At 63.5% G+C, this 20,819-nt stretch carries 22 protein-coding genes; 6 read left to right on the forward strand and 16 right to left on the reverse strand.

Annotated elements, in window-relative coordinates; genetic code table 11:
- Positions 1 to 13: 13 nt before the first annotated feature.
- The 6 genes from ACSQ3Z_RS00220 to ACSQ3Z_RS00245 are packed head-to-tail and all read right to left on the reverse strand — an operon-like array spanning position 14 to position 4,374.
- Positions 14 to 1,273: an ABC transporter substrate-binding protein gene (locus tag ACSQ3Z_RS00220; protein ID WP_436169426.1), complete on the reverse strand. Its 1,260-nt coding sequence runs from the start codon at positions 1,271 to 1,273 to the stop codon at positions 14 to 16.
- 50 nt (positions 1,274 to 1,323) lie between these two features.
- Positions 1,324 to 1,752, reverse strand: a complete 429-nt coding sequence (locus ACSQ3Z_RS00225; RefSeq protein WP_436169427.1) for a DUF4440 domain-containing protein — start codon at positions 1,750 to 1,752, stop codon at positions 1,324 to 1,326.
- Positions 1,749 to 2,804 (reverse strand): aldo/keto reductase, encoded by a 1,056-nt coding sequence (locus tag ACSQ3Z_RS00230; protein WP_436169428.1) that lies wholly within the window; start codon positions 2,802 to 2,804, stop codon positions 1,749 to 1,751. Before ACSQ3Z_RS00230 ends, ACSQ3Z_RS00225 begins: the two co-directional genes overlap by 4 nt.
- Positions 2,801 to 3,154, reverse strand: a complete 354-nt coding sequence (locus ACSQ3Z_RS00235) for a TIGR04076 family protein (protein WP_436169429.1) — start codon at positions 3,152 to 3,154, stop codon at positions 2,801 to 2,803. The genes ACSQ3Z_RS00230 and ACSQ3Z_RS00235 overlap by 4 nt, the downstream gene beginning before the upstream one ends.
- Positions 3,155 to 3,643 (reverse strand): DUF3830 family protein, encoded by a 489-nt coding sequence (locus ACSQ3Z_RS00240; protein ID WP_436169430.1) that lies wholly within the window; start codon positions 3,641 to 3,643, stop codon positions 3,155 to 3,157.
- A complete protein-coding gene (locus tag ACSQ3Z_RS00245) occupies positions 3,640 to 4,374 on the reverse strand; it encodes a GntR family transcriptional regulator (RefSeq protein WP_436169431.1) in 735 nt (244 codons plus the stop codon). The genes ACSQ3Z_RS00240 and ACSQ3Z_RS00245 overlap by 4 nt, the downstream gene beginning before the upstream one ends.
- A gap of 150 nt (positions 4,375 to 4,524) precedes the next feature.
- Here ACSQ3Z_RS00245 and ACSQ3Z_RS00250 point away from each other — a divergent pair, with 150 nt between their 5' ends.
- From ACSQ3Z_RS00250 to ACSQ3Z_RS00270, 5 genes are read left to right on the forward strand one after another with little or no spacing between them, the layout of a single operon-like run.
- Positions 4,525 to 5,325 (forward strand): ABC transporter ATP-binding protein, encoded by an 801-nt coding sequence (locus tag ACSQ3Z_RS00250; RefSeq protein WP_436169432.1) that lies wholly within the window; start codon positions 4,525 to 4,527, stop codon positions 5,323 to 5,325.
- A complete protein-coding gene (locus tag ACSQ3Z_RS00255; protein ID WP_436169433.1) occupies positions 5,322 to 6,071 on the forward strand; it encodes a branched-chain amino acid ABC transporter ATP-binding protein in 750 nt (249 codons plus the stop codon). Before ACSQ3Z_RS00250 ends, ACSQ3Z_RS00255 begins: the two co-directional genes overlap by 4 nt.
- The gene (locus ACSQ3Z_RS00260; protein WP_436169434.1) at positions 6,068 to 6,976 is read left to right on the forward strand and encodes a branched-chain amino acid ABC transporter permease; all 909 of its coding nucleotides are present in this window, start codon (positions 6,068 to 6,070) and stop codon (positions 6,974 to 6,976) included. The genes ACSQ3Z_RS00255 and ACSQ3Z_RS00260 overlap by 4 nt, the downstream gene beginning before the upstream one ends.
- Positions 6,973 to 7,956, forward strand: a complete 984-nt coding sequence (locus ACSQ3Z_RS00265; protein ID WP_436169435.1) for a branched-chain amino acid ABC transporter permease — start codon at positions 6,973 to 6,975, stop codon at positions 7,954 to 7,956. Before ACSQ3Z_RS00260 ends, ACSQ3Z_RS00265 begins: the two co-directional genes overlap by 4 nt.
- Complete coding sequence (locus ACSQ3Z_RS00270; RefSeq protein WP_436169436.1) at positions 7,953 to 9,281, forward strand: NAD(P)/FAD-dependent oxidoreductase; 1,329 nt, start codon at positions 7,953 to 7,955, stop codon at positions 9,279 to 9,281. Before ACSQ3Z_RS00265 ends, ACSQ3Z_RS00270 begins: the two co-directional genes overlap by 4 nt.
- A gap of 208 nt (positions 9,282 to 9,489) precedes the next feature.
- Here ACSQ3Z_RS00270 and ACSQ3Z_RS00275 read toward each other — a convergent pair whose 3' ends face one another.
- From ACSQ3Z_RS00275 to ACSQ3Z_RS00295, 5 genes are all read right to left on the reverse strand, one after another.
- A complete protein-coding gene (locus ACSQ3Z_RS00275) occupies positions 9,490 to 10,668 on the reverse strand; it encodes a M20 aminoacylase family protein (RefSeq protein ID WP_436169437.1) in 1,179 nt (392 codons plus the stop codon).
- Positions 10,669 to 10,765: 97 nt separating this feature from the next.
- Positions 10,766 to 11,545, reverse strand: a complete 780-nt coding sequence (locus ACSQ3Z_RS00280) for an amino acid ABC transporter ATP-binding protein (protein WP_436169438.1) — start codon at positions 11,543 to 11,545, stop codon at positions 10,766 to 10,768.
- Positions 11,542 to 12,513, reverse strand: coding sequence for an amino acid ABC transporter permease (locus tag ACSQ3Z_RS00285; RefSeq protein WP_436169439.1), 972 nt, complete (start codon positions 12,511 to 12,513; stop codon positions 11,542 to 11,544). Before ACSQ3Z_RS00285 ends, ACSQ3Z_RS00280 begins: the two co-directional genes overlap by 4 nt.
- On the reverse strand, positions 12,510 to 13,394 hold the full coding sequence (locus ACSQ3Z_RS00290) for an ABC transporter substrate-binding protein (protein WP_436169440.1): 885 nt from the start codon (positions 13,392 to 13,394) through the stop codon (positions 12,510 to 12,512). The genes ACSQ3Z_RS00285 and ACSQ3Z_RS00290 overlap by 4 nt, the downstream gene beginning before the upstream one ends.
- Before the next feature lie 35 nt (positions 13,395 to 13,429).
- The gene (locus ACSQ3Z_RS00295) at positions 13,430 to 14,419 is read right to left on the reverse strand and encodes a nitrate ABC transporter substrate-binding protein (protein ID WP_436169441.1); all 990 of its coding nucleotides are present in this window, start codon (positions 14,417 to 14,419) and stop codon (positions 13,430 to 13,432) included.
- 101 nt (positions 14,420 to 14,520) lie between these two features.
- On the opposite strand from ACSQ3Z_RS00295, the gene ACSQ3Z_RS00300 reads away from it, so the two are divergent.
- Positions 14,521 to 15,849 carry a PLP-dependent aminotransferase family protein gene (locus ACSQ3Z_RS00300; protein WP_436169442.1) on the forward strand — a complete coding sequence of 443 codons (1,329 nt, stop codon included), beginning with the start codon at positions 14,521 to 14,523 and terminating at the stop codon, positions 15,847 to 15,849.
- 42 nt (positions 15,850 to 15,891) lie between these two features.
- Here ACSQ3Z_RS00300 and ACSQ3Z_RS00305 read toward each other — a convergent pair whose 3' ends face one another.
- The 5 genes from ACSQ3Z_RS00305 to ACSQ3Z_RS00325 all read right to left on the reverse strand — a co-directional run bounded on the left by ACSQ3Z_RS00305 (position 15,892) and on the right by ACSQ3Z_RS00325 (position 20,811).
- Complete coding sequence (locus ACSQ3Z_RS00305) at positions 15,892 to 16,950, reverse strand: ABC transporter ATP-binding protein (protein ID WP_436169443.1); 1,059 nt, start codon at positions 16,948 to 16,950, stop codon at positions 15,892 to 15,894.
- Positions 16,951 to 16,991: 41 nt separating this feature from the next.
- On the reverse strand, positions 16,992 to 17,813 hold the full coding sequence (locus tag ACSQ3Z_RS00310; RefSeq protein ID WP_436169444.1) for a carbohydrate ABC transporter permease: 822 nt from the start codon (positions 17,811 to 17,813) through the stop codon (positions 16,992 to 16,994).
- On the reverse strand, positions 17,814 to 18,716 hold the full coding sequence (locus ACSQ3Z_RS00315) for a carbohydrate ABC transporter permease (RefSeq protein WP_436171798.1): 903 nt from the start codon (positions 18,714 to 18,716) through the stop codon (positions 17,814 to 17,816).
- A gap of 35 nt (positions 18,717 to 18,751) precedes the next feature.
- Positions 18,752 to 20,089: an ABC transporter substrate-binding protein gene (locus ACSQ3Z_RS00320; protein ID WP_436169445.1), complete on the reverse strand. Its 1,338-nt coding sequence runs from the start codon at positions 20,087 to 20,089 to the stop codon at positions 18,752 to 18,754.
- A 62-nt stretch (positions 20,090 to 20,151) separates the two neighbouring features.
- On the reverse strand, positions 20,152 to 20,811 hold the full coding sequence (locus ACSQ3Z_RS00325; protein ID WP_436169446.1) for a GntR family transcriptional regulator: 660 nt from the start codon (positions 20,809 to 20,811) through the stop codon (positions 20,152 to 20,154).
- Between the last annotated feature and the right edge of the window lie 8 nt (positions 20,812 to 20,819).

A 20,819-nucleotide genomic window follows, 5' to 3' on the forward strand; every position in this document is an offset into this window, starting at 1 on the left:
AGATATCGGCGCCTTACTGCAGCTTTGCCTGCAGGGCGTTGACGTCATCCGTGGTCATCTCGCCGTCCGTCGTCACCTTGCCGTCGACGATCTTCCAGAGGCGGAACGGGCCAGTGATGTCGCCGTATTTGTCGAAGGCGACCGGACCGATGACGCCTTCGTAGCGGATCGGCTTGCCGTCCTTGATCAGACCAAGCGCCTTGGCGAACTCCTCCTTGCCGGCAAAGATTGGCGTGCCGGCCGGGTCCACGGCCTTGTGCATTGCGTCCTTGATCTTGGCCGGATCCTCGGAGCCGGCAATGGCGATTGCCAAGCCAACGATGGCGCCGGCATCATACGACCGATCGGCCGCCGGATTCGACGGCTCGATGCCGGAAAACTCCTTGTAGTTCTTCATGAAGTAGTCGGTGGAGGCCGTCGGGCTGGTGCCCGAGGACGTGCCATAGGCGTCCTTGAGATAGTCGGCGCCGACGGATTCGATGAAGTCCGGGCTGTTCATGCCGTCATTGAGCAGGAATTTCTGCACGCCGCCTTGCGAGATCCAGGTGCGGGCAATGGTTGCGCCATCGACCGGCGTGCTGACGAGATAGAGCCCGTCCGGCTCGCCGGCCATGGCGGCGGTGACCTCCGAGGCATAGCTCGACTGCTTTTCATTGTAGGGCGTGTCGGAGACGATGGTGCCGCCGAGCGCCTTGTAGGCGCGCGAGAACTCCGCCGCCATGTTGACGCCGAAGTCGTTGTTGACATGGATGATCGACAGCTTCTTGAAGCCCTTGTCGACGGCATATTTTCCGGCGGCGACACCCTGCAGCGCATCCGAGGTAATGGTGCGGAAGAAGAAGCCGTTGGTCTTGCCGTCGCGGCCGAGTGCCGTCAGCGTCGGCGAGGAGGAAGCGGGCGAGACCTGGACGATCTTCGCCGGCGCGGTCACTGAGGTCAGGATTGGGATCGACACCGAGGAAATGATGCCGCCGATGATCACCGGCACCTTCTTGACCTGAACCAGTTGGGTTGCGGCATCGACGGCGATGTTGCCCTGGCTCTGGCTGTCGCGTGTGTCGGCGGTCAGATCGCAACCACGCACGCCGCCGGCTGCATTGATGTCGCGGAAGGCCATCTCGACCGACTTGGCGCCGGCCTGGCCGTATTCGCCTGCCGGGCCGGTCAGCTCCATGACGAGGCCGACGGTGATCTTGCAATCGGCGGCGTGCGCCGCACCGGCCGCCGTCAGCAAGGCGAGCGCGGTGGTGATGTGGAGTATCGTCTTTGTCATTGTTGTTCCCCTTTCGTTACTCGACTCTAATTTTCATCTCTGGAGCCTGTTCAGCCTTCCGGCACCTGCAGCCAGGTTTCATGCAGATGTCGCCATTCGACGCCGTTGGGCGCCGATGAACTGGTGGTGAAAACGGCACTCGACTGGCGGCGGCTGTGCTTGCCGCCGCGCCGCTGTGCCTCGACATAGAGGACGACGATGGTGTCCGCGGTTTGCCAGCCGGGACGGATATCCTCGATCGAGATGGCAAAGCCGTCGTCACAGGTGGCGCGGCTGTCCCTGACATGACCGATGACCGCATCACGGTCGAGGATCATGCCGCTCGGTGCGATCATGTTGAAACCTTCGCCCATGACGGATTCGAAGCGACTGAAATCCACAGTGCCGGCGCGGGCCTCGACGAACCAGTCGACGAAGAAGCGATGCAGGTCGACGACCTCGGCACGCGCGCGTGAAAACAGGGAAGGCTGTGTGTTCATATCCGGCCCGCGTTCAGATTGTAGTGCATGATCGAGCCGTGGCGGCCGTGACGGTCGCGCTCCAGCGTGTAGACGTCGCCTTCAAGTCCCCTGCTCTCGGCGATCACGGCTCCGATCGCCGTCTTGTCATCCGGCGTCAGCGCGACGTCCATGATCCCGGCATTCGCAAGCGCATGCGCCTGGTTGCGGGCGCCGACGATGACAGCTGCCACTTGCGGCTGCTTGAGCACCCAGGCGCTGGCGATGGTGGCGATGTCGACGCCGTGGCGGTCGCCGACCGCCTTCAGGGTCCTGAGCAACAGCTGGAAAAGATCCCAGCCGCCGAAGTCGTCGATGATCAGCTTGTATTTGACCAGCGAGCGGTTTTCGAGCGGCGTTTGCGGCTCCGCGACATCAAGCCATTTGTCGCTCAGGAAGCCGCCGGCCACCGAACCGTAGCAAAGGAAACTGATGCCGTTCTGGGCAGCGAGTGCGGCAAGCCTGCCCGCCGGTCGCTGGTCGAGCACGGAGTATTGCAGTTGCTGGCTGACCAGCGGCACACCGGCCGCCAGGATCTCGGCAAGGCGTGGCGTGTCGAAATTGGTGGTGCCGACATTGCGCACCTTGCCTTCGAGGCGCAGCTCGTTGAGCCAGCCTATCGCATCGACGTAGCCGGGCAGCGCGTAGTCCCACCAGTGGAACTGCACGAGGTCGAGCCGTTCGGTCTTCAGCCGCCGCAGCGACTGGTCGACGATGCCTCTGATGTAGTCGCGGTTGATGCTGGCAAGCCTTTCGAGGTCGGGCACCAGCTTGGTGTGCACCTTCATCCGCGCGGCGGCGTCGAGACCGCGCTCGTCGGCAAGCCGGAGCCGGGCGGCGCCGATCAGCTCCTCGACGCCGGTATAGATATCGGCGCAATCATAGGTCCAGATGCCGGCGTCGAAGGTGGCGATCAGATCGGTCACCGCCTGTTCGCGGTCGATGACGCCGTGGCCGCCGGCAAGCTGCCAGCCGCCGCGAATGACGCGCGAGATCGTGTAGCCGGGACCGAGCTCGAAGGTCTTGTCGGTCATTTCTGGTCATCCTCCTTCGGCAGCGGCACTGCCGTCGTCTCGGCATGGCTGAACAGCCGCTTGCCGGTCCTGACGATTCTCAGCCGGCTAGCGCAGTTCGGATCGGGACAGGCGATTTCGGCGTCGGACGTCATCCAGTCGTTCTTGTCGGTCGGGCGCTGCTTGGCCGCCAGCAGCGGCAACACGGCCGCGATCGAATAGATCGAAAAACCCTGCCCTCCCGGCATCGACAGCATCTCGCCCTTGAGCTCGAAATAGTCGCCAACCCTGGCGCCGCAATAGATCGGCTTGCCCTCGGGGATGACCACCTCGACGCGGAGATCGAAGAGTTCGAAACTGTCGTCGGCCACTCAGACCTCCACCAGGCTGAACGTGACATCGCAGGCACCGTTGCGGCGGATGACGCCGCAGGCGGCCGCCAGGTGCTCGCGCTCGTCGGGAAGCACCTGGGCGACGACGCTGCCTGCCAGCCATCCGATCGGGAACAGAAGGCGCGCGCCCGGCCCGTAATAGAGGCCGATATCAAAGATCGCATTGGGCGTTCCGCCCCACACGCGCGGCGGCACGTAGGACAGCACGATGTCACCCGGCTGCGGCGTCAGCGTCGCATTCTCCGCCGGCAAAGGCCGGGCATAGGACTGGCCCTCAAGATCGGCAACGGGAACGGGACAGGAGATTTCGGGCCCCGTCCACATCGCATGGATGCCGGCAACAACGCGCGGCTTGTCGAGATATGCCAGCAGGAAAGCGGCATTTTCCGGCGCTTTTTCCGGCAGCAACAGCGCCGTCACGGAAAGCTTCGAGCGCGGCTCGGTGATCCTGATGGCAGGGTTCGTCATGTCTGGTCCTTCGTGGCGGTGGATTGCAGCTTGTTGCGCAGGAAGGTGAAGGGCCGGCTGATATCGGTGATCAGCGACTCGCGTGCCGCCTGCGCATCCCGCGCGGACAGTGCCGTGACGATGCTGCGATGATAGTAGGCGGTGTCAACCTCACCGGCTTCCGAGAATGCGTAGATGGCGAGACGGATGCAGGGCCCGGACTGCAGCCACAGGCTCTCGATCATCGGGATGAGCACGGCCGAACCGCAGGAGCGGTAGATCTCGAAGTGAAAGCTCTGGTTGAGCGTCACTTCGCGATCGACGTCCTTCTTGTGCTTCAGCGCACGCATCTCGTCCCATTCGCGAAGCAGAGCCTCCACCGCCGCGATCTGGCGAGGCCCCATGCGTTCCGCAGCCAGCGCGATCGCCTCCCCTTCGATGAGGATGCGGGCGCGCAAAAGATCATCGAGCCGCTCCAGCGTGATCGGCGGCACGCGCACCGAGCGGTTGGGCAGCGCCTCCAGCGCCTTTTCCGTGATCAGCCGCCCGAGCGCCTCGCGCACCGGCATAGTCGATGTGACCAGCGCATCGGCCAAGCCGCGAATGGTCAGCACCTGGCTTGGCTCGAAAAGACCGCCAATCAAAGCCCGGCGCAGCTCTGAATAGACGCGATCCTGCACGGTCTCGCGGCCGACCGGCGCCAGCTGGGCCGCGATCGCCTCGTGGTTTCTTTCGCTGGCGGCCTTTTGCATGGGGTTCCCGTGATGGCCGGTTTTGGCCAGCCTTTGGCCGTTTTGGGGCTTGCGGACGGGATTAAAGCCGAATATCGTGATCAAAGCAAGTGTGATCACAGATCAAAAAAATCAGAAGGCGGCAACGATCGTCTTCGGCCAGAGGGACTGATGAGCGAGACGGCGAGACAGCATGGGACGGCGACCCGTGCGCCGGTTCTGACAGCAACGAACGTCGTCAGGCGCTTCGGCGGCTTGGTCGCGGTCAACAATGTGTCGTTCTCAGTGCGGCCGGGCGAGATCCTCGGACTGATCGGCCCGAACGGCGCCGGCAAGACGACGATGTTCGACTTGCTGGCCGGCAGCATCCTGCCAACCAGCGGCGAGATCCGTCTCAACGGCACGCTCGTCTCGGGAGAGGCTGCCCATCGTCGCATAGGACGCGGCCTCGGACGGACCTTCCAGATCCCCCGGCCCTTGCCCAATCTGACACTGATCGAGAATGTCATGCTTGCCGCGCAGGGGCAGACCGGAGAGCGGCTGCTCGCCAATTTCCTGTCGCCACGCCGGGTTGCCGCCGAGGAGACGGCCGCCGCGAACAAGGCCGCCGAACTGCTGGAGCTCGTCTCCCTTGCCCGGCTGGCGCACGAACCGGCGCGCGTGCTTTCCGGCGGCCAGCGCAAGCTGCTCGAACTCGCCCGCGTGATGATGGCCGATCCGACGATCATCCTGCTCGACGAGCCTGCGGCCGGAGTTAACGCGACCCTGCTCGAGGTGATCATCGACCGCATCCGCGACATCAACAGAAGCGGCATCACCTTCCTTTTGATCGAGCACAATATCGACATGGTGGCGCGGCTCTGCCACCGGGTGCTGGTGATGGCGAGCGGCGAGCTTTTGTGCGAAGGCAGCGCCGATGAGGTGGCGCGCGATCCGCGCGTCATCGAGGCCTATCTCGGGGGCGCGGCATGAGTGAGGTCGTGCTCGATGTTCGCGATCTTGAGGCCGGCTACGAACCGAGCGTGCCGATCGTGCGCGGCGCCTCGATCACCGTCAACAAAGGCGAGATCGTCGTCGTCCTCGGCCCCAACGGCGCCGGCAAGTCGAGCCTGATCAAGGCCGTCGCCGGCCTTGTCCCGATCAGCCGCGGCACCGTTCTCCTCGACGGCAAGGACATCACGGCGGCGCCGGCGCACACCATGGTCCGCCTCGGCCTTGCCTTCGTGCCGCAGACCGAAAACGTCTTTCCGCTGATGTCGGTGGAGGACAATCTGAAGGTCGCCTGCGGCATCCTCGAGCGGCGCGAGGCGCCTGCCCGCATCGAGGAAATGTACGCCGCCTTCCCCGATCTCGTTCGCCAACGCCGGACGGCGGCCGGCAATCTGTCGGGCGGACAGCGGCAGATGCTTGCCGTGGCTCGCGCACTGGTCGTCCACCCCAAGGTGCTGGTGCTCGACGAACCGTCGGCCGGCCTGTCGCCCAAATTCGTGTCGATGGTGTTCGAGATGCTCTCCGCCGTCCGCAAATCCGGCGTCACCATCCTTCTGGTCGAACAGAACGCCAAGGCGGCCCTTGCCATTGGCGACCGCGCCTATGTGCTGGTCGAGGGCAAGGACCGGCACGAGGGCGTCGCCTCGGAACTCTGGAACGATCCGGTCGTCGCCGAACTCTATCTTGGCCAGCGCCCCCTCAAGCCGGAAACGGGAGGTGCCGCGTGAGCCTGCAATTTGTCGTCGACGGGCTGCTGGCGGGTTCGATGATCGGCCTTGGCGCCATCGGCGTGACACTGACCTACTCTATCCTGCGCTTCTCGAACTTCGCCCATGGCGATTTCATGGCCTGGGGCACCTACGCAACGCTCGCCGCCGTCAGCGCCAATGGCGCCATGTTCGGCAAGGCGGCGCCGATCGCCCCGCTGTCCTTCGGCTGGCCGCTCATCGTTGCGCTGGTCGTCGGCATGGCGTTCACCGCCTTGCTGGCGCTGCTGCTCGACAAGGTGCTGTTTTCGCGGCTGCGCAGACAAGAGCAGGCAATCATCGTGGTGATGGCGAGCTTCGGCGCCTCGATGGCGCTCAGAAGCCTGCTCGAATTCGCCTTCACCTCGCGCCCGACCTATTTCAGCCGCGCCATCCAGATCGCCACGCCGGTCGGCTTCGGCATCCGCATCACGCCCGACCAGATCGCGCTGCTGCTGCTCACCGCCGTGCTCGTGCTCGGCGTGCATCTTGTGATGACGCGCACCCAGACCGGCCGCTCCATGCAGGCGCTCAGCCAGAACGCAGCACTTGCCCGCGTCGTTGGTATCGACGTCGCCGGCGTTGTCCGCGTCACCTGGATCATCGGCGGGGCACTGGCCTGCGTCGCCGGCGTGATGATCGGCATCCTGGTGCAGATCCGCCCGCTGATGGGCTTCGACATGCTGCTGCCGATGTTCGCCGCCGCCATCCTGGGCGGCATTGGCAGCGTGCCTGGCGCCGTGCTCGGTGGCCTGATCATCGGCCTGGCCGAGGCCGGCGCGGTGCAGCTGATCGGCGCCGAATGGCGCGCCGCCGTCTCCTTCATCATCCTGATGGCGGTGCTGTTCGTGCGGCCGATCGGCCTCTTCGGCGTGAGGGAAAGATGATGGACCTGCTCGGCTATGGCGCCTTCTTTCTGACCACCGCGCTGATCTTTTCAATGGTCACGCTGGGGCTCAATCTGCAGTGGGGACTGACCGGCCTCGTCAATGTCGGCCTTGCGGGCTTCATCGCCATCGGCGCCTACACATCCGCGCTGCTGACCACGCCCGACGACGCCGCGCGGCTGGGTGGCTTCGGCCTGCCGATCCTGGTCGGCTGGTTCGGCGCCATGATCGTCGGCGGCATCGCCGCCGCGCTTACCGGCATGGCCACGCTGCGGCTGAAATCGGACTATCTGGCGATCACCACATTCGGTGTAGCCGTCGTCGTGCAACTGGTCGCGCTCAACGCGCAGAAGCTGACCGGCGGCCCCTTCGGCATCGGTTTCATTCCGCGCCCCTTCGGCAGTCTTGCCGAGACGCCACTGCTGTTCAATCTGTCCAATCTTGCCATCGTCTCTGCCGTCACGCTGATCGCCTATCTCGCTTTGGAGCACCTGTCGCGCAGCCCCTGGGGCCGGGTTCTGAAGGCGCTGCGGGAGGATGAGCGGGCGGCGATCTCGCTTGGCAAGAGCGCGCGTTTCTACCGCGTCCAGGCCTTCGCCGTTGGAGGCGCCATCATGGCGCTGGCAGGGGCGCTGCAGGCGCATTTCACCGGCTTCATCGCGCCCGACAATTACCTGCCGATCCTGACCTTCCAAGTCTGGGTCATGTTGATCGTCGGCGGCTCAGGCAGCAATGCCGGCGCTGTCGTCGGCAGCGTCCTGGTCTGGGCGATATGGGCCGGGTCAGGCACCATGACCAGCATCCTGTTCCCGCCGGAGCAGCAGGCACGCGCCGCCTCGCTGCAGATCGTCGCCATCGGCGTGATGCTCTGCGTCATTCTCCTGATCCGGCCGAACGGCCTGTTCGGCGACAGGCCGCGACGGCCACGCTTCGGCAAGCGGGCTAAGGTGGTCACGGGCGAGAGCAGCTCCGGGTCATGAATGCTCTGGTCCGGCAGGACGCGCATGGCGCCTCGCTCTGGCACGTCGTCAGCCGCAACCGCCGCGACCGGCTCGCGCTGCAAGGCGAGTTCGACGTCGACCTTGCGATCGTCGGCGGTGGCTTTTCCGGCCTTTCAACCGCGCTGCACGCCGCCGAGAGAGGGCTCTCAGTCGCTGTCCTCGAAGCTGAAATCATCGCCTGGGGCGCAACCGGCCGCAATGCCGGCTTCGTCGTACCGAATTTCGCCAAGATGGACCCCAGCGACATCATCGCCTATCTGGGGCCGGAGCGCGGCGACCGGCTGATCGATTTCGCCGCCGGCAGCGCCGACCTCGTCTTCGGCCTGATCAGGCGGCACGGCATCGAATGCGACGCCCTGCAGAACGGATGGATCCAACCGGCGCATTCGCCGGCCGCCTTTGAAAAGACCAGATCGCGCGCCGAGCAATGGGCGCAGCGCGGCAGGCCGGCCGTCACGTTGGACAGCAGGGCAGTCACCGAGTTGACCGGCGTTCGCGGTTACGCCGGCGGCTGGATGGACCGCTCGGGCGGCGTCCTCAATCCAGTCGAATATGCGCGCGGTCTCGCCGATGCGGCCGAGAAGGCCGGCGCACGTATTTTCGAGCATACGCCTGTCACTTCGGCCGACCGTGAGGCGGGCGGCTGGGCGTTGAAGACCGCATCCGGCCTGGTGCGGGCGGAAAAGGTGCTGATCGCCACCAACGCCTATGGCGAGGCGCTGAACCCGATGCTCCCGCGAACCTACGTCCCGCTGAAGGTCTTCCAGATCGCCACGGCGCCGCTGCCGCGCGACATACGAACGCGCCTGCTTCCCGGTGGGCAGGGCGTCGGCGACACCAGGCGCAACCTCATCACCTTCCGCTTCGACAGCGCAAACAGGCTGATCAGCGGCGGTATGCACATTGTCGGCGCCGGCGCCGATATGCGCGTACCGCGGACGATCTGGCGGCGGCTTGCCAGGCATCTCGATCTGCCGGACCTGCCCCCGCTTGCCTACAGCTGGTCAGGAATGGCCGCGGTCGAACCGGATTTTCTGCCGCACCTTGTCGATCTCGGGCCGGGCCTGATCGCCGGTCGCGCCTGCAACGGCCGCGGCATCGCCATGACCACGGCGATGGGCAAGGTGCTCGCCGACTGGGCTGTTGGAACCGACGCCCGTGATCTGCCGCTGCCGTTTGCGCCGCCTTCGCCGATCCCCTTCCATGGCCTGATGCGGCACGCGCCAAACATGCTGCTCGCCTGGAGCATGCTGCGCGACCGGCTGGAGCAGGCAGGCCAGGTTAGTCCCAAGGTTGACAGATAGGATCGGTCGCAAATCCTCCCGTCGATGTGGATAAGCGACATTGCCGAAAGCGACGGTCGCGTCCCCGCCGGGACGGTTCTCACCTTCCGGCATTTCATTGCGATGCATGTTTGCTGGGGTATCCGGGATGCCCCGGCACAGCCGCGTCACGCCGGCTGCACGCTTCGCCCTCTATCCGCGAATTAAGCTGCAGGCATTGCGAAATGCCTCAGCTCAAGAACCGTTCAGTCAAACGCGACCAAAGTGCCGCGCCGACTGTCAGGTTTTCGTCGGCAAAATCGAATTTCGAGCTGTGCAGGATTTCCGAGCTCATCCCATTGCCAAGGCGAAGGAAGCTTCCCGGCCTGTGCTCCAGGAAATAGGCGAAATCCTCGCTTCCAGGGATCAGATGGCATGTCGAGACTCTGTCCGTGCCGACGAGTTCCTCCGCCACGCTGCGGGCGAACTCGGTCTCCTTTTCCGAATTGACGACGACCGGGTAGCCGTGGAGGTAGTCGATTTCGGAACGCGCCCCATGTCCCTCCGCGACGGCGGCGGTGAGTTTCTTGATCCGGGCTTCGAGTAACTCCCGTATCTTGGGCTCGAAGGAGCGGACGCTCAGCGAAAGCGTCGCGGTGTTCGGTATGACATTGGACGCTTCGCCTGCATGGATCGAGCCGACGGTGATAACCGCCGTTTGCGTCGGATCGACATTGCGCGAAACAATTGTCTGCAACGAAACGACGAGATTGCAGGCAACGACGACCGGGTCCACCGTCAGATGCGGCCGGGAGGCGTGTCCGCCTTTGCCGGTGATGGTGATCTTCACCGTATCGGAGGCAGCCATCAGAGGCCCGCTCCGCGTCAGCCAGCTGCCTTCCGGCGCGCCGGGATGATTGTGCAATCCAAAGATCGCATCGCATGGAAAACGCTCGAACAGGCCATCGGCAATCATCGCCTGGGCGCCGCTGCCGATACCAGCTTCTTCCGCCGGCTGGAAGATCAGGTTCACCGTCCCGTCGAAGCGCCGGGTGCGCGCCAGGTATTCGGCGGCACCCAGCAGCATCGTGGTATGGCCGTCATGACCGCAGGCATGCATCTTGCCCGCGGTCTGGCTTGCGTAAGCGAGGCCGGTGTCCTCATGGATCGGTAGGGCATCCATATCCGCCCGGATTGCGATGCTGCGCGTCCCTGTTCCCACCTTGAGGCGGGCGACGACGCCGTGGCCGCCGACATTGCGGGCAACCTCGTAGCCCCAGCCCTCAAGCTTTTCGGCGACGAAGCGCGCCGTCTCCACCTCTTCGAAGGATAGCTCGGGATGAGCATGAAGATAGTGCCGGGTCGCGACCAGCTCGTCCCTGAGCGGTTCGAAGTCTGAGATACGAGCGAAAGCATTGTCGCGGATCATCGGATATTCCATTCCAGATTGAACAAGGAGGCGCAAGGCCGTCACACCGCCCTTGCTCGACGCTGAGAGTGCGCGTCTCGAACTGTTAGCTTGACGGCTAAATAAAACGCGCCAGAAAGCTTCTGGTGCGCTGATGTTGCGGGTTGCCCAGCACGTCTTCCGGCTTGCCCTGTTCAACGATTTGACCACCATCCATGAAGATGACCCGGTCCGCCGCCTCCCGCGCAAAGCCGATTTCGTGGGTCACCACGATCATCGTCAGCCCCTGGCCGGCAAGATCCCGCATGGTCGAAAGCACCTCTCCGACGAGCTCCGGGTCGAGCGCCGAGGTCGGCTCGTCAAACAGCATCAGTCTCGGCTTGATTGCCAGCGCACGGGCAATCGCGACGCGCTGTTGCTGGCCACCGGAAAGATGGCGCGGATAGCTGTCAGCCTTGGCTGAAAGGCCGACGCGTTCCAGAAGCCTCAGAGCATTTTCCGTCGCGGCCTTGCGGCTTTCGCCATGAACGCCGACCGGCGCCTCGATGATATTCTGCAGGACCGTCATATGCGGATAGAGATTGAACTGCTGGAAGACCATGCCGATCTTGCGCCGCTGCGCGGCGATTGCGTTGTTCGACAGTTTCTCCAGCCGCTGCTTTCGCAACCGGTAGCCGATCTGCTCGCCATCGACTTCGATCGAACCCCGGTTGATCGCCTCGAGGTGATTGATGCAGCGCAGAAAAGTCGACTTTCCGGAACCGGAGGGTCCGAGAATGACCACGACCTCGCCCGGCATGACGTCAAGGTCTAGGCCCCTCAGGACCTCAAGCCGATCGAAGGATTTGTGCACGTTGCGCGCCCGCACGAGCGGCTCGACAGATGCGGCGACAGTCAATGGCTTGCCTCCTGCGCGAGGACCGGTGACAGGGTGCCAGAAACGACCTTGTCTTTTGCATTCTTGAACGGGTTTGGGGTGTCGCCCGAACGCCTGTCACCGCGGCCGTAATAGCGTTCGATATAGCCTTGGCCGACATTGAGCACCGAGGTGATGAGGAGATACCAGATCACGGCCACAAGCAGCATCGGGATGACCTCGAAGGTGCTGTTGTAGATCGATTGCACGGAATAGAGCAGGTCCGCCATGGCGATGACGCTGACCAGGGAGGTGGCCTTGATCATGCTGATCAGCTGGTTGCCCGTCGGCGGAACGATGGAGCGCATCGCCTGCGGAATGATGATCCGGCGAAGGGCGCGGGCGCGTGTCATCCCGAAAGCCTCCGCCGTTTCCGCCTGCCCCCTGTCGACGGACAGAAGACCGCCGCGGATGATTTCGGCCATGTAGGCAGCTTCGTTCAGGGCAAGTCCAACGATTGCAGCCGTCATCGGCGTGATCACCGAATTGGTATCCCAACTGGCCAACGTCGGGCCGAAGGGGATCGTGATCGACAAGGTGGGAAACAGCGTCGACAGATTGTACCAGAAGATCAGCTGGACCAGCAGCGGCGTGCCGCGGAAGAACCAGATGAAGAGACCGGCAAGCGAATAGGCCAGCCGATCCGAGGACAGCCGCGCGATCGCAAGAAGCAGGCCCAGCACAATGCCGATCGCCATGGCGACGACCGTCAGCCCCAGGCTGACGTAAAGGCCGCTGATCACGGTCGGATCGAAGAAATATTTGCCGACCACGGGCCAACCGAAGTTTTCGTTGTTGGCAACGATCCACGCAAAATTCGCGGCAATCGCCAGGGTTGCGATCCACAGCAAGAGGCGACCCGCGCGAAACGGCTGGTGGGCGTTTACGACATCGCGAGGCTCCGCACCGCCAGCAGACGGCGATACGTTTGTCCGGGTATTGGCGCTCATTTGGGCAGGGTCCCGCCGAGATTGACACCGGGCTCCTTGATCATGTTGTTCTCAAGGCCCCATTTCTTCATGATGATGGCATAGGTGCCGTTGGCCATCAGGACCTTGATGCCGTCGCGAAGCACCTCGCCGAGCGGCGATCCCTTCGGCACCACCGCGCCCTGGTAGAGATTGTCGAAGCCGTTCTTCTGGCCGACGCCGGCAAGCTCGAGCTGACCCTTGGCCTGCGACACGAAATAGGTAAGCGGGGCCTGCGACGAGAAGAAGGCATCCGAACGCTTGGACCGGACGGCAAGGATCGAGCTTGGCTGGTCGGTGAAGGACTGGATCTCGACGGGCTTCTTGCCGTCCGTCTTGCACTTTTCCAGTTGCGCCTGGATCACGCGCTCCGCCGATCCACCCGCCATGACCGCGATGCGCTGTCCGCAGGCTGTATCCAGCGAGGTGATGCCGTTGGGATTGCCCTTCTGGACGGCGAAAACCACGAATTCCTGAACCCAGTCGACGAAGTCGTTGGCTTCCTCGCGGCTCTTGAAGTCGCCGACTGGGCCGAAGGCGAATTGATAGCGGCCGGAATTGATGCCTGCGAGAAGCGCCGGGAGGCCGCCGACCGTGGCGTGTTCGATCTTGACGCCGAGCACCTGTCCGAGTGCATCGGTCAGGTCGGCGCTCGCGCCAGTCATCTCGGTGCCCGTAACTATCTCGTAGGGAGGGAAGGAGCCGTTGTTGACGGAGATCATGCTGCCGGCGGTTCTGATGTTTTCCGGCAATTTTGCCCGCAATGCCTCGTCTACGGCCAATTTCGGGACTTCCTGAGCAATGGCGACGCCTGACAGCAGGACGGTGGCAAGCATGAAGGACGTGATGGATCTCAATGGCATGTCGTATTCCCCTTTTTTGGCTTTGTTAAATTGGGTCAGGATCCGGTCGCGGCGAGTTGCGGGCGATCCGAATTCTCGCAAAGTGGAAACAGCTCTTCCGGCGTCAGAGTCCGCGCCAGGATGCCTTGCGTGTGCAATTCGACGGCAAAGTCCGCGATCATCGCCCGATTGGCGTTGAAGCCGCTGTCACGCCAATTCGCCGGAAGGTCGGTTGAAACCCTGAGAATCTCATCAAACGTCCATGGGCTCGTCTCGGCGTATTTGCGCCGCTTGGCGGTCCAGACGCGCTGAGATTCATCGACCAGCTTGCTCAGTTCCGCGACAAGCCAGGGATGTTCTTCAAGGATCGCCGCCTTGATGCCGATCAGATGCATGCCGGGCACGTAGCCGACGTCATTGAAATAGTTGAGCTCGGCGCCGCGAAAGTCGCTCAACACCTGGCGGAAGGGAGAGTTTGCGTTGAAGAACCCGTCCGGCATGAAGGGGGTGAAAACAGCGTCGAGGCTGCCTTCGTAAAGCAGATCCATCATCGGCCGTTCGCCGGGTGTGGCTTCGATGCGTCCAGGGCGGCCAAAGCCGTCGAGACGGTCGACGATTGGATGGGCTTCAGTCAACCGGCCGGCAAACCAGGTCGCATCCTCGACGCCCACGCCTTCGCGGCGCAGGGCCGCGCGCGTCCATGTGTTGCCGGAGTCACGCCAGCCGGTGACGCCGATGCGTTTGCCCGCAAGCTGGCTGAGCTGCGTGATCTGGCTGCTTTTCGTCGTGATGATGCAGCGATGACGAAAGCCGCGCATGATGAAGTTGGGAACGCCAACGACCGTGTTGTCGCCATCGGCACGAAGCTGGGCATAGCGGCTGAAGGACATTTCAGCGGCATCATGGGCTTCGTCCTTGCCTACATGCGACACCAGCGTGCCGACCCTGTCGACCTTCACCTCAAGGCGAGGCGACGAAACATCTCCTAGCACGAGCGGGGTCATATAATCCCAATCGCGCAGAGCCAGACGTATGGTGACAGGCATGCAAGTCGCTCACAAAAAATGGATGTTGAGCGTGTAAATAAATGTTCAATTTTCACTGATCAAATGCTATTACGTTACTGAACATTAAATATGGCGTGAAAATGAGCGAAATTCACAGCGCTGAATGGTTTGCCGAAAAATTGGGCGACAGGACCATGCGCGGAATCGCGCTGGAAACCAGCGCCTTGATCCGCTCTGGCGCCTTGCCCGTCGGGACAAAATTGCCCGCGATCCGCGACCTGGCCTTCGTGCTTGGCATAAGCCCGGCAACCATCTCCGAAGCCTGGAGCGAATTGCGCCATCAGAAAATCATCAGCGGTCGTGGCCGCAACGGCACCTGGGTCAGCGGCGACCGCTTCATCGCCAAGCCGCAGCGGCTGGCGAGTTCGGGCAATTACGGCGAGAGCGTGCTCAATCTGACCGCTGCCGTGCCGGACGTGCGCCTTTTGCCGCAACTGGCGACGGCCTTGGGTTATGGCGCGTCCGCCGAGAACCTGAATAGTTATGAGCGCAGCCGTATTCTACCGGAACTCGAGGCAGCAGCGCGGCTGACATGGCCCTATGAGCCGGAGGCTTTCCTCGCAACGAACGGCGGCTACAATGCGGTCTACACCTTGCTTCATGCCCTGGTGACGCCGGGCGCTTCGGTGGCGATCGAGAACCCGACCGCCATGCGTCTGCTCGACATTCTGGAAGATCGCGGCGTTCGCATCGTGCCGGTGCAATGCGACCGCAATGGGCCGTTGCCGTCATCGCTGCAGGAGGCGATGAAGTATAAGCCGATTGCCTTCCTGTTCCAGCCGCGCCTTCATTCGGTAACGGGACAAAGTGTCGGCAAGGCAAGGCTGGATGCTCTGGCGGACGTTCTGCAAGCAAGCGACGCGCTGGTCATCGAGGATGACGGCGTGGCCGATATTTCCAGTGCGCCGCGCCATTCCATGGGGGGCCGCTTCCCCGACCGGGTGATCCATATCCTGTCCTATTCGAAGACCTTGGGGCCCGATCTGCGTCTGGCCGTTCTCTCGAGTTCGAAGGCGATCGTGGAGCAGATCCAATCCTATCGAAGTTTCAGTGCCGGCTGGACCAGCAGAATCCTGCAATCCGCGGCCGCCTGGCTGCTTCGCGATCCGGCCACTGAGGAGACCTTGGAACGTGCCCGAGCGATCTATCGGAAACGGCGGGACGATCTGACCGGCGCGTTGCGCGCACGCGATGTCGCCGTGGAGGATGGGATGGGACTTTGCGCCTGGGTTCCCGTGGCATCGGAACCGTTCGCGATGGTGACGATGGCTGCCAGAGGCATTGCCGTCCATCCGGGCGCAAAGTTCTCGATTTCCCCGAGCAATCACATCAGGGTGGCGACGGGAAATCTCTCGGATCGTTGTGAGGAAGTCGCGGACGCCATCGCGCTTGCCTGCACGCCCCCTTGAGTTCGCATCATTGGGATTGCCGGCGGGCATCGCCCGCCTCGGTCAGATACGCCGGCCGGTCTTCGCGTCGAACAAATGAGCGCAGGCGCGGTCGACTTCGATCCGCACCGTCTCGCCCTGCTTCAGCGCCAACCGCTCGCGGAACAGACAGGAGATCTCCTCGCCGGCGCAATCGACCTTGGCGAAGATTTCCGAACCGGTCGCTTCCAGAAGCGTGACCGTGCCGGAGATGCCCTGGGCGGTTGCACGGATATGCTCAGGGCGGATGCCGTAGATGAGTTCGCCGCCGGTGGCGTGCGCCGGGTGGATGCCTTCCGGCAGCGGCAGGATCAGTCCGCCGTTGCTGCGGAAGATGCCTTCCTCGAGGCGGCCGGCAATGAAATTCATCGACGGCGAGCCGATGAAGCCGGCGACGAAGAGATTGGCCGGGCGGTCGTAGAGGTCGAGCGGCGCGCCGACCTGCTCGACCAGGCCGTCATGCAGCACGACGATCTTGTCGGCCATGGTCATCGCCTCGATCTGGTCATGCGTGACGTAGATGGTGGTGGTGCCCAGCCGCTGGTGCAGCGCCTTGATCTCGCCGCGCATCTGGACGCGCAGCTTGGCGTCGAGATTGGAGAGCGGCTCGTCGAACAAAAAGACCTGCGGGTCGCGCACGATGGCGCGGCCCATGGCGACGCGCTGGCGCTGGCCGCCGGAAAGCTGGCGCGGAAAACGATCCAGCAACTTCTCCAGCCCGAGGATGTTTGCCGCCCTTTTGACGCGACCGGCGGTGTCGGCCGGATCGGCTTTCTTGATCTTGAGCGCGAAGCCCATATTGTCGGCCACCGTCATGTGCGGATAGAGCGCGTAGTTCTGGAACACCATGGCGATGTTGCGGTCCCGCGCCCTGAGATTGTTGACGGTGCGCTCGCCGATGGCGATCTTGCCGCCCGAGATGGTCTCCAGCCCGGCGATCATGCGCAGCAGCGTCGACTTCCCGCAGCCCGACGGCCCGACCAGGATGACAAACTCGCCATCGGCGATATCGACGCTGACGTCGTGGATGATCCGCGTGGCGCCGAAGGCCTTCTGCACGTTGTTGATGGTTACCGATGCCATTGGATTCCTCCAGAAAGAGTAATGTCCGCTCGGGCCACGCCTCAGCCGCCCTTGACGGCGCCGGCGGTCAGCCCCGCGACGATCTGCCTTTGCGCGAACATGGTCAGCACCAGCACCGGCAGCGTCACCACAAGTGCGGCGGCAGCCAACGGCCCCCAACTCACCTGCTCGTAGGAAAGCATGTTGTAGACGGCGACCGGCAAGGTCCGCGTCTCGCGGCTGGCGAGCACCACGCCGAAGACGAAATTGTTCCACGAGAAGATGACCGAGAGGATGAAGGCGACGACGATGCCCGGCTTGGCGATCGGCAGCGCGACCAGCCGGAACACCTGCCAGGAGCTGGCGCCGTCGATATTGGCCGCTTCTTCCAGTTCCATCGGCGTCGTCTCGAAATAGCCGATCATCACCCAGACGACTATCGGCACCGTCACCACCAGGTGGATGATGATCTGCGGCCACAGCGTGCCGAGGATGCCGATCCACTGGAACAGCAGGAACAGCGGGATCAGATAGGAAAGCCCCGGCGTCATGCGGGCGATCATGATGACGACGGCCGATCGTTCGGCCTTGAGCCGCGCGATGCCATAGCCGGCCGGCACGCCGATCAGCAGCGCCAGCAGCGTCGCCGTGCCGGTCACCAGCACCGAATTCCACAGATAGAGCAGGAAATTGTTCTCTTCGAACACCTTCGCATAGTTCGACCAGGCGAAGCGCTCGGGGATCAGGATCGGCGGATAGGCGCCGTTGTCGATCTCGAACTTCAGCGACAGCGAGATCATCCAGAGGAAGAACAGGATCGCCGGCGAGACGAAGACCAGTGCCGCGAAGAACAGCCCGATCCGGTTGAGCAGCCGTGACGTCATCTATTTGCCCTCCGCATCGATCCATTGCGAACGCTGGCGCAGCATCAAAAGGACGAAGGACAGCGCCACGATGACAATGAAGAACACCACGGCCATGGCTGAGCCATAGCCGATGTCGTAGTAGGAGAAGGCGGTGTTGTAGAGATAGATGTTGATGGTTTCGGACGCCGTGCCCGGCCCGCCCTGGGTCATGGCGTAGATGATGTCGAAGCTCTTCAGCGCATCGATCGAGCGGATGATGACGGCGATCATCAGGAACGGCGCGATCATCGGCAGAGTGAGGTAGCGGAACTGCTGCCAGGCGTTGGCGCCGTCGATCTCGGCGCTTTCGAACGGCTCGCGCGGCACCGAGGCCAGCCCGCCCAGCACGATCAGCATCACCAGCGGCGTCCATTGCCAGGTCTCGACCGCGACCAGCGACGGGATGACCGTCTTGGCGTTGAAGATCCATTCCTGGGCCGGGATGCCGACCAGCGACAGAAGGTAGTTGAGCACGCCAAGCTGCGGATGGAACATCATCGTCCAGACCAGTGCCACGGCAACCGGCGTCGCCATCATCGGCATCACGAAGACGCCGCGCAGCAGGCCGCGCAGCGGAAACTTCGCGTCGAAGATCAGGGCGGCCACGGTGCCGAAGAACATCGGCGCGACGACCGACAGGAAGGTGTAGGTCAAGGTGTGCCAGAGCGATTCCCAGAAGCGTGGATCGCTCGCCAGGCGCAGATAGTTTTCCGCGCCGGCAAAGCTCCGCGACTGGCCGAGCGTCCAGCTGTTGACGCTCATCCACAGGGTGAAGGCCCAGGGAAAGACGATCACCGCGCCGACGACGACGAGTGCCGGCACGACGAAGGGCCAGTAGTTGGGAGCCAGCCGTACAGTCTGGCTCCCGTCCATGGTTTCCATCGTCACCCCGGCCTGTTCTGGGGTGGTTGCGGACATCAGCCCTGCTCGCTCCTGTCGAGCACCGGCTGGAACTGCTCGGTCGCCTTCTTCAGCTCCTCCGCCGGATCGGCGCCGGCGATCATGTTGCTCAGCGCCACGCCATAGATGTCGCGGAACTCGGTGACCGGGATGATGACCGGCAGCGCCAGCCGGCTGACATTGCCGGAGCCGACGACGGCATCGAGCCAGCTCGCCGGCATGGTGACGCCTTCGCGCACCTTGGGGTCTTCCAGAACCGACTTGCGGAACGGCACGCCGGCGCCGGCCTGCAGCAGCCGCGCGCCCATGGCCGGCGACACCGCCCACTGGCAGAACAGATAGGCGGCCTCCTTCTTCTCGCTCGCCGCCGTCACGCCGATGCCGTCGCCGAACGTGCCCGAGGCATGCGCCTTGGGGCCCTTGGGCATGACGCCGTAGCCGACCTTGCCGACCACCCGCGATTTCTCGGGGTTTTCCATCGGCGGGGCGAATCCGACGCCGTCGAACCACATGCCGATCTTGCCTTGCAGGAAGGCGGACTGCGCCTCGGCCCAGTTGAAGCCGGTGACACCGGGAGGAGCAGCCTTGGTCATCAGCCGCTGGTAGAGGCTGGCAGCCTCGACCGCCTCCGGCGAGGTGGTGCGCAGCTTCCCCTCGGCGTCGAGCGGCGTCATGTCGTAGCCCAGCATCAGCGACGTCCATACCGGCGTGTTGGCGTTCTTGAGCCCGCGGGCGACGAAACCATAGGTGTTGGTCGACGGGTCGGTCAGCGCCTCGGCGGCGGCCACCAATTGCTCGAACGTTTCGGGGTATTTGAGTCCCTTGGCTTCGAACAATTCCTTGTTCCAGTAGAGGATCCAGTAATCGACCGAGAAAGGCAGCGAGCGCAGCGCGCCCTGCCCGTCCTTGGCGAACACCATGCCGGCATCGGCGAAGTCGGTTTCGACCAGCGCCGGATCGGTGAGCGTGGCGTCAGCGAGATAGCCGGAGATGTCGGCCAGCCAGCCGCCCTTCTCGAACTGGCGCTTCTGCACATGGTAGCTCAGATGCACGACGTCGAAGCTCGGTTTGCCGGAGCTGAGCTCGATCACCGTCTTCTGGCGCTGCTGCTGTTCGGGCGTCGCCTCGGCATTGACCTTGATGCCGGTCAGCTCCTCGAACTCGGCGAGATACTTTATCAGCGTGTCGCTGCGCGGGCTCTTCACCAGATTGACGTCGAGCGTGGTGCCGGCAAAGCGCTTCCAGTCGACGCCAGCGGCAAAGCTCGGGCGCAGGCCGGCAAGGCCGGCGGCGGCGAGGGCTGCGGTTCCTGCGAGGAGTTGCCTCCTGGTTGGGTTGAACAGATTGGACGACATTTCTTCCTCCCGGTTGCTGTCGTTATGGATTGCACCACGGTTGCGGCACGGTTCATGCTTCCTCAGATTTGCAGCGCCAGCCGGCGTGCATTGTCGATATGCTGGCTGATCGCCTCGACCGCCTTCTGCGGATTGCGGCTCTCCATGGCCTCGATCACCGTCAGGTGCTCGCGCATGACCGGCACGACGCGGCCGTCGATGCGGAAACGCTCCTGGTGGATCAGCCGGATCTTCACCGAATTGACCAGATAGGCCTTGGCGATGATCTCGTTGTCGAGCGCGTCGATGAAGGTGTCGTGCATGGCCCAGTCGATGGTCTGCGCTTTCGCTTCCATTTCCGGCGTCGCGGCCTGTGCCAAAGCGTGGGCCAGCATCTCCTCGTGCTCGCGCCGCAGACGGGCGAGCTCGGCGTCGGCAGCATTGACCGTGAACAGCGCCACCGCCTCGCGCTCCATGAACAGGCGGAACTGGAAGGCCTCGCGGATCAGGTTGATGTCGATATGCGCGATCTGCATGCCGCGCTGCGGGATGGTCGTCAGCAGCCCCTCGGCCTCGAGGCGCGGCACGATCTCGCGAATGGCGCCAAGCGGCAGCCCGGTAAAGGCGACCAGCTCGCGCTGCGACACGAACTGCCCGGGCCGCAGATCACGCGCCAGGAGATGCCGCGTAAAGCTGGCATAGGCCTTTTCCCTGAGGGTTCCCGGTTCGCTGCTGTCGTCCATTCAGCGCT

It is taken from the genome of Mesorhizobium sp. LjNodule214, assembly GCF_964252735.1.
Lineage (GTDB): Bacteria > Pseudomonadota > Alphaproteobacteria > Rhizobiales > Rhizobiaceae > Mesorhizobium.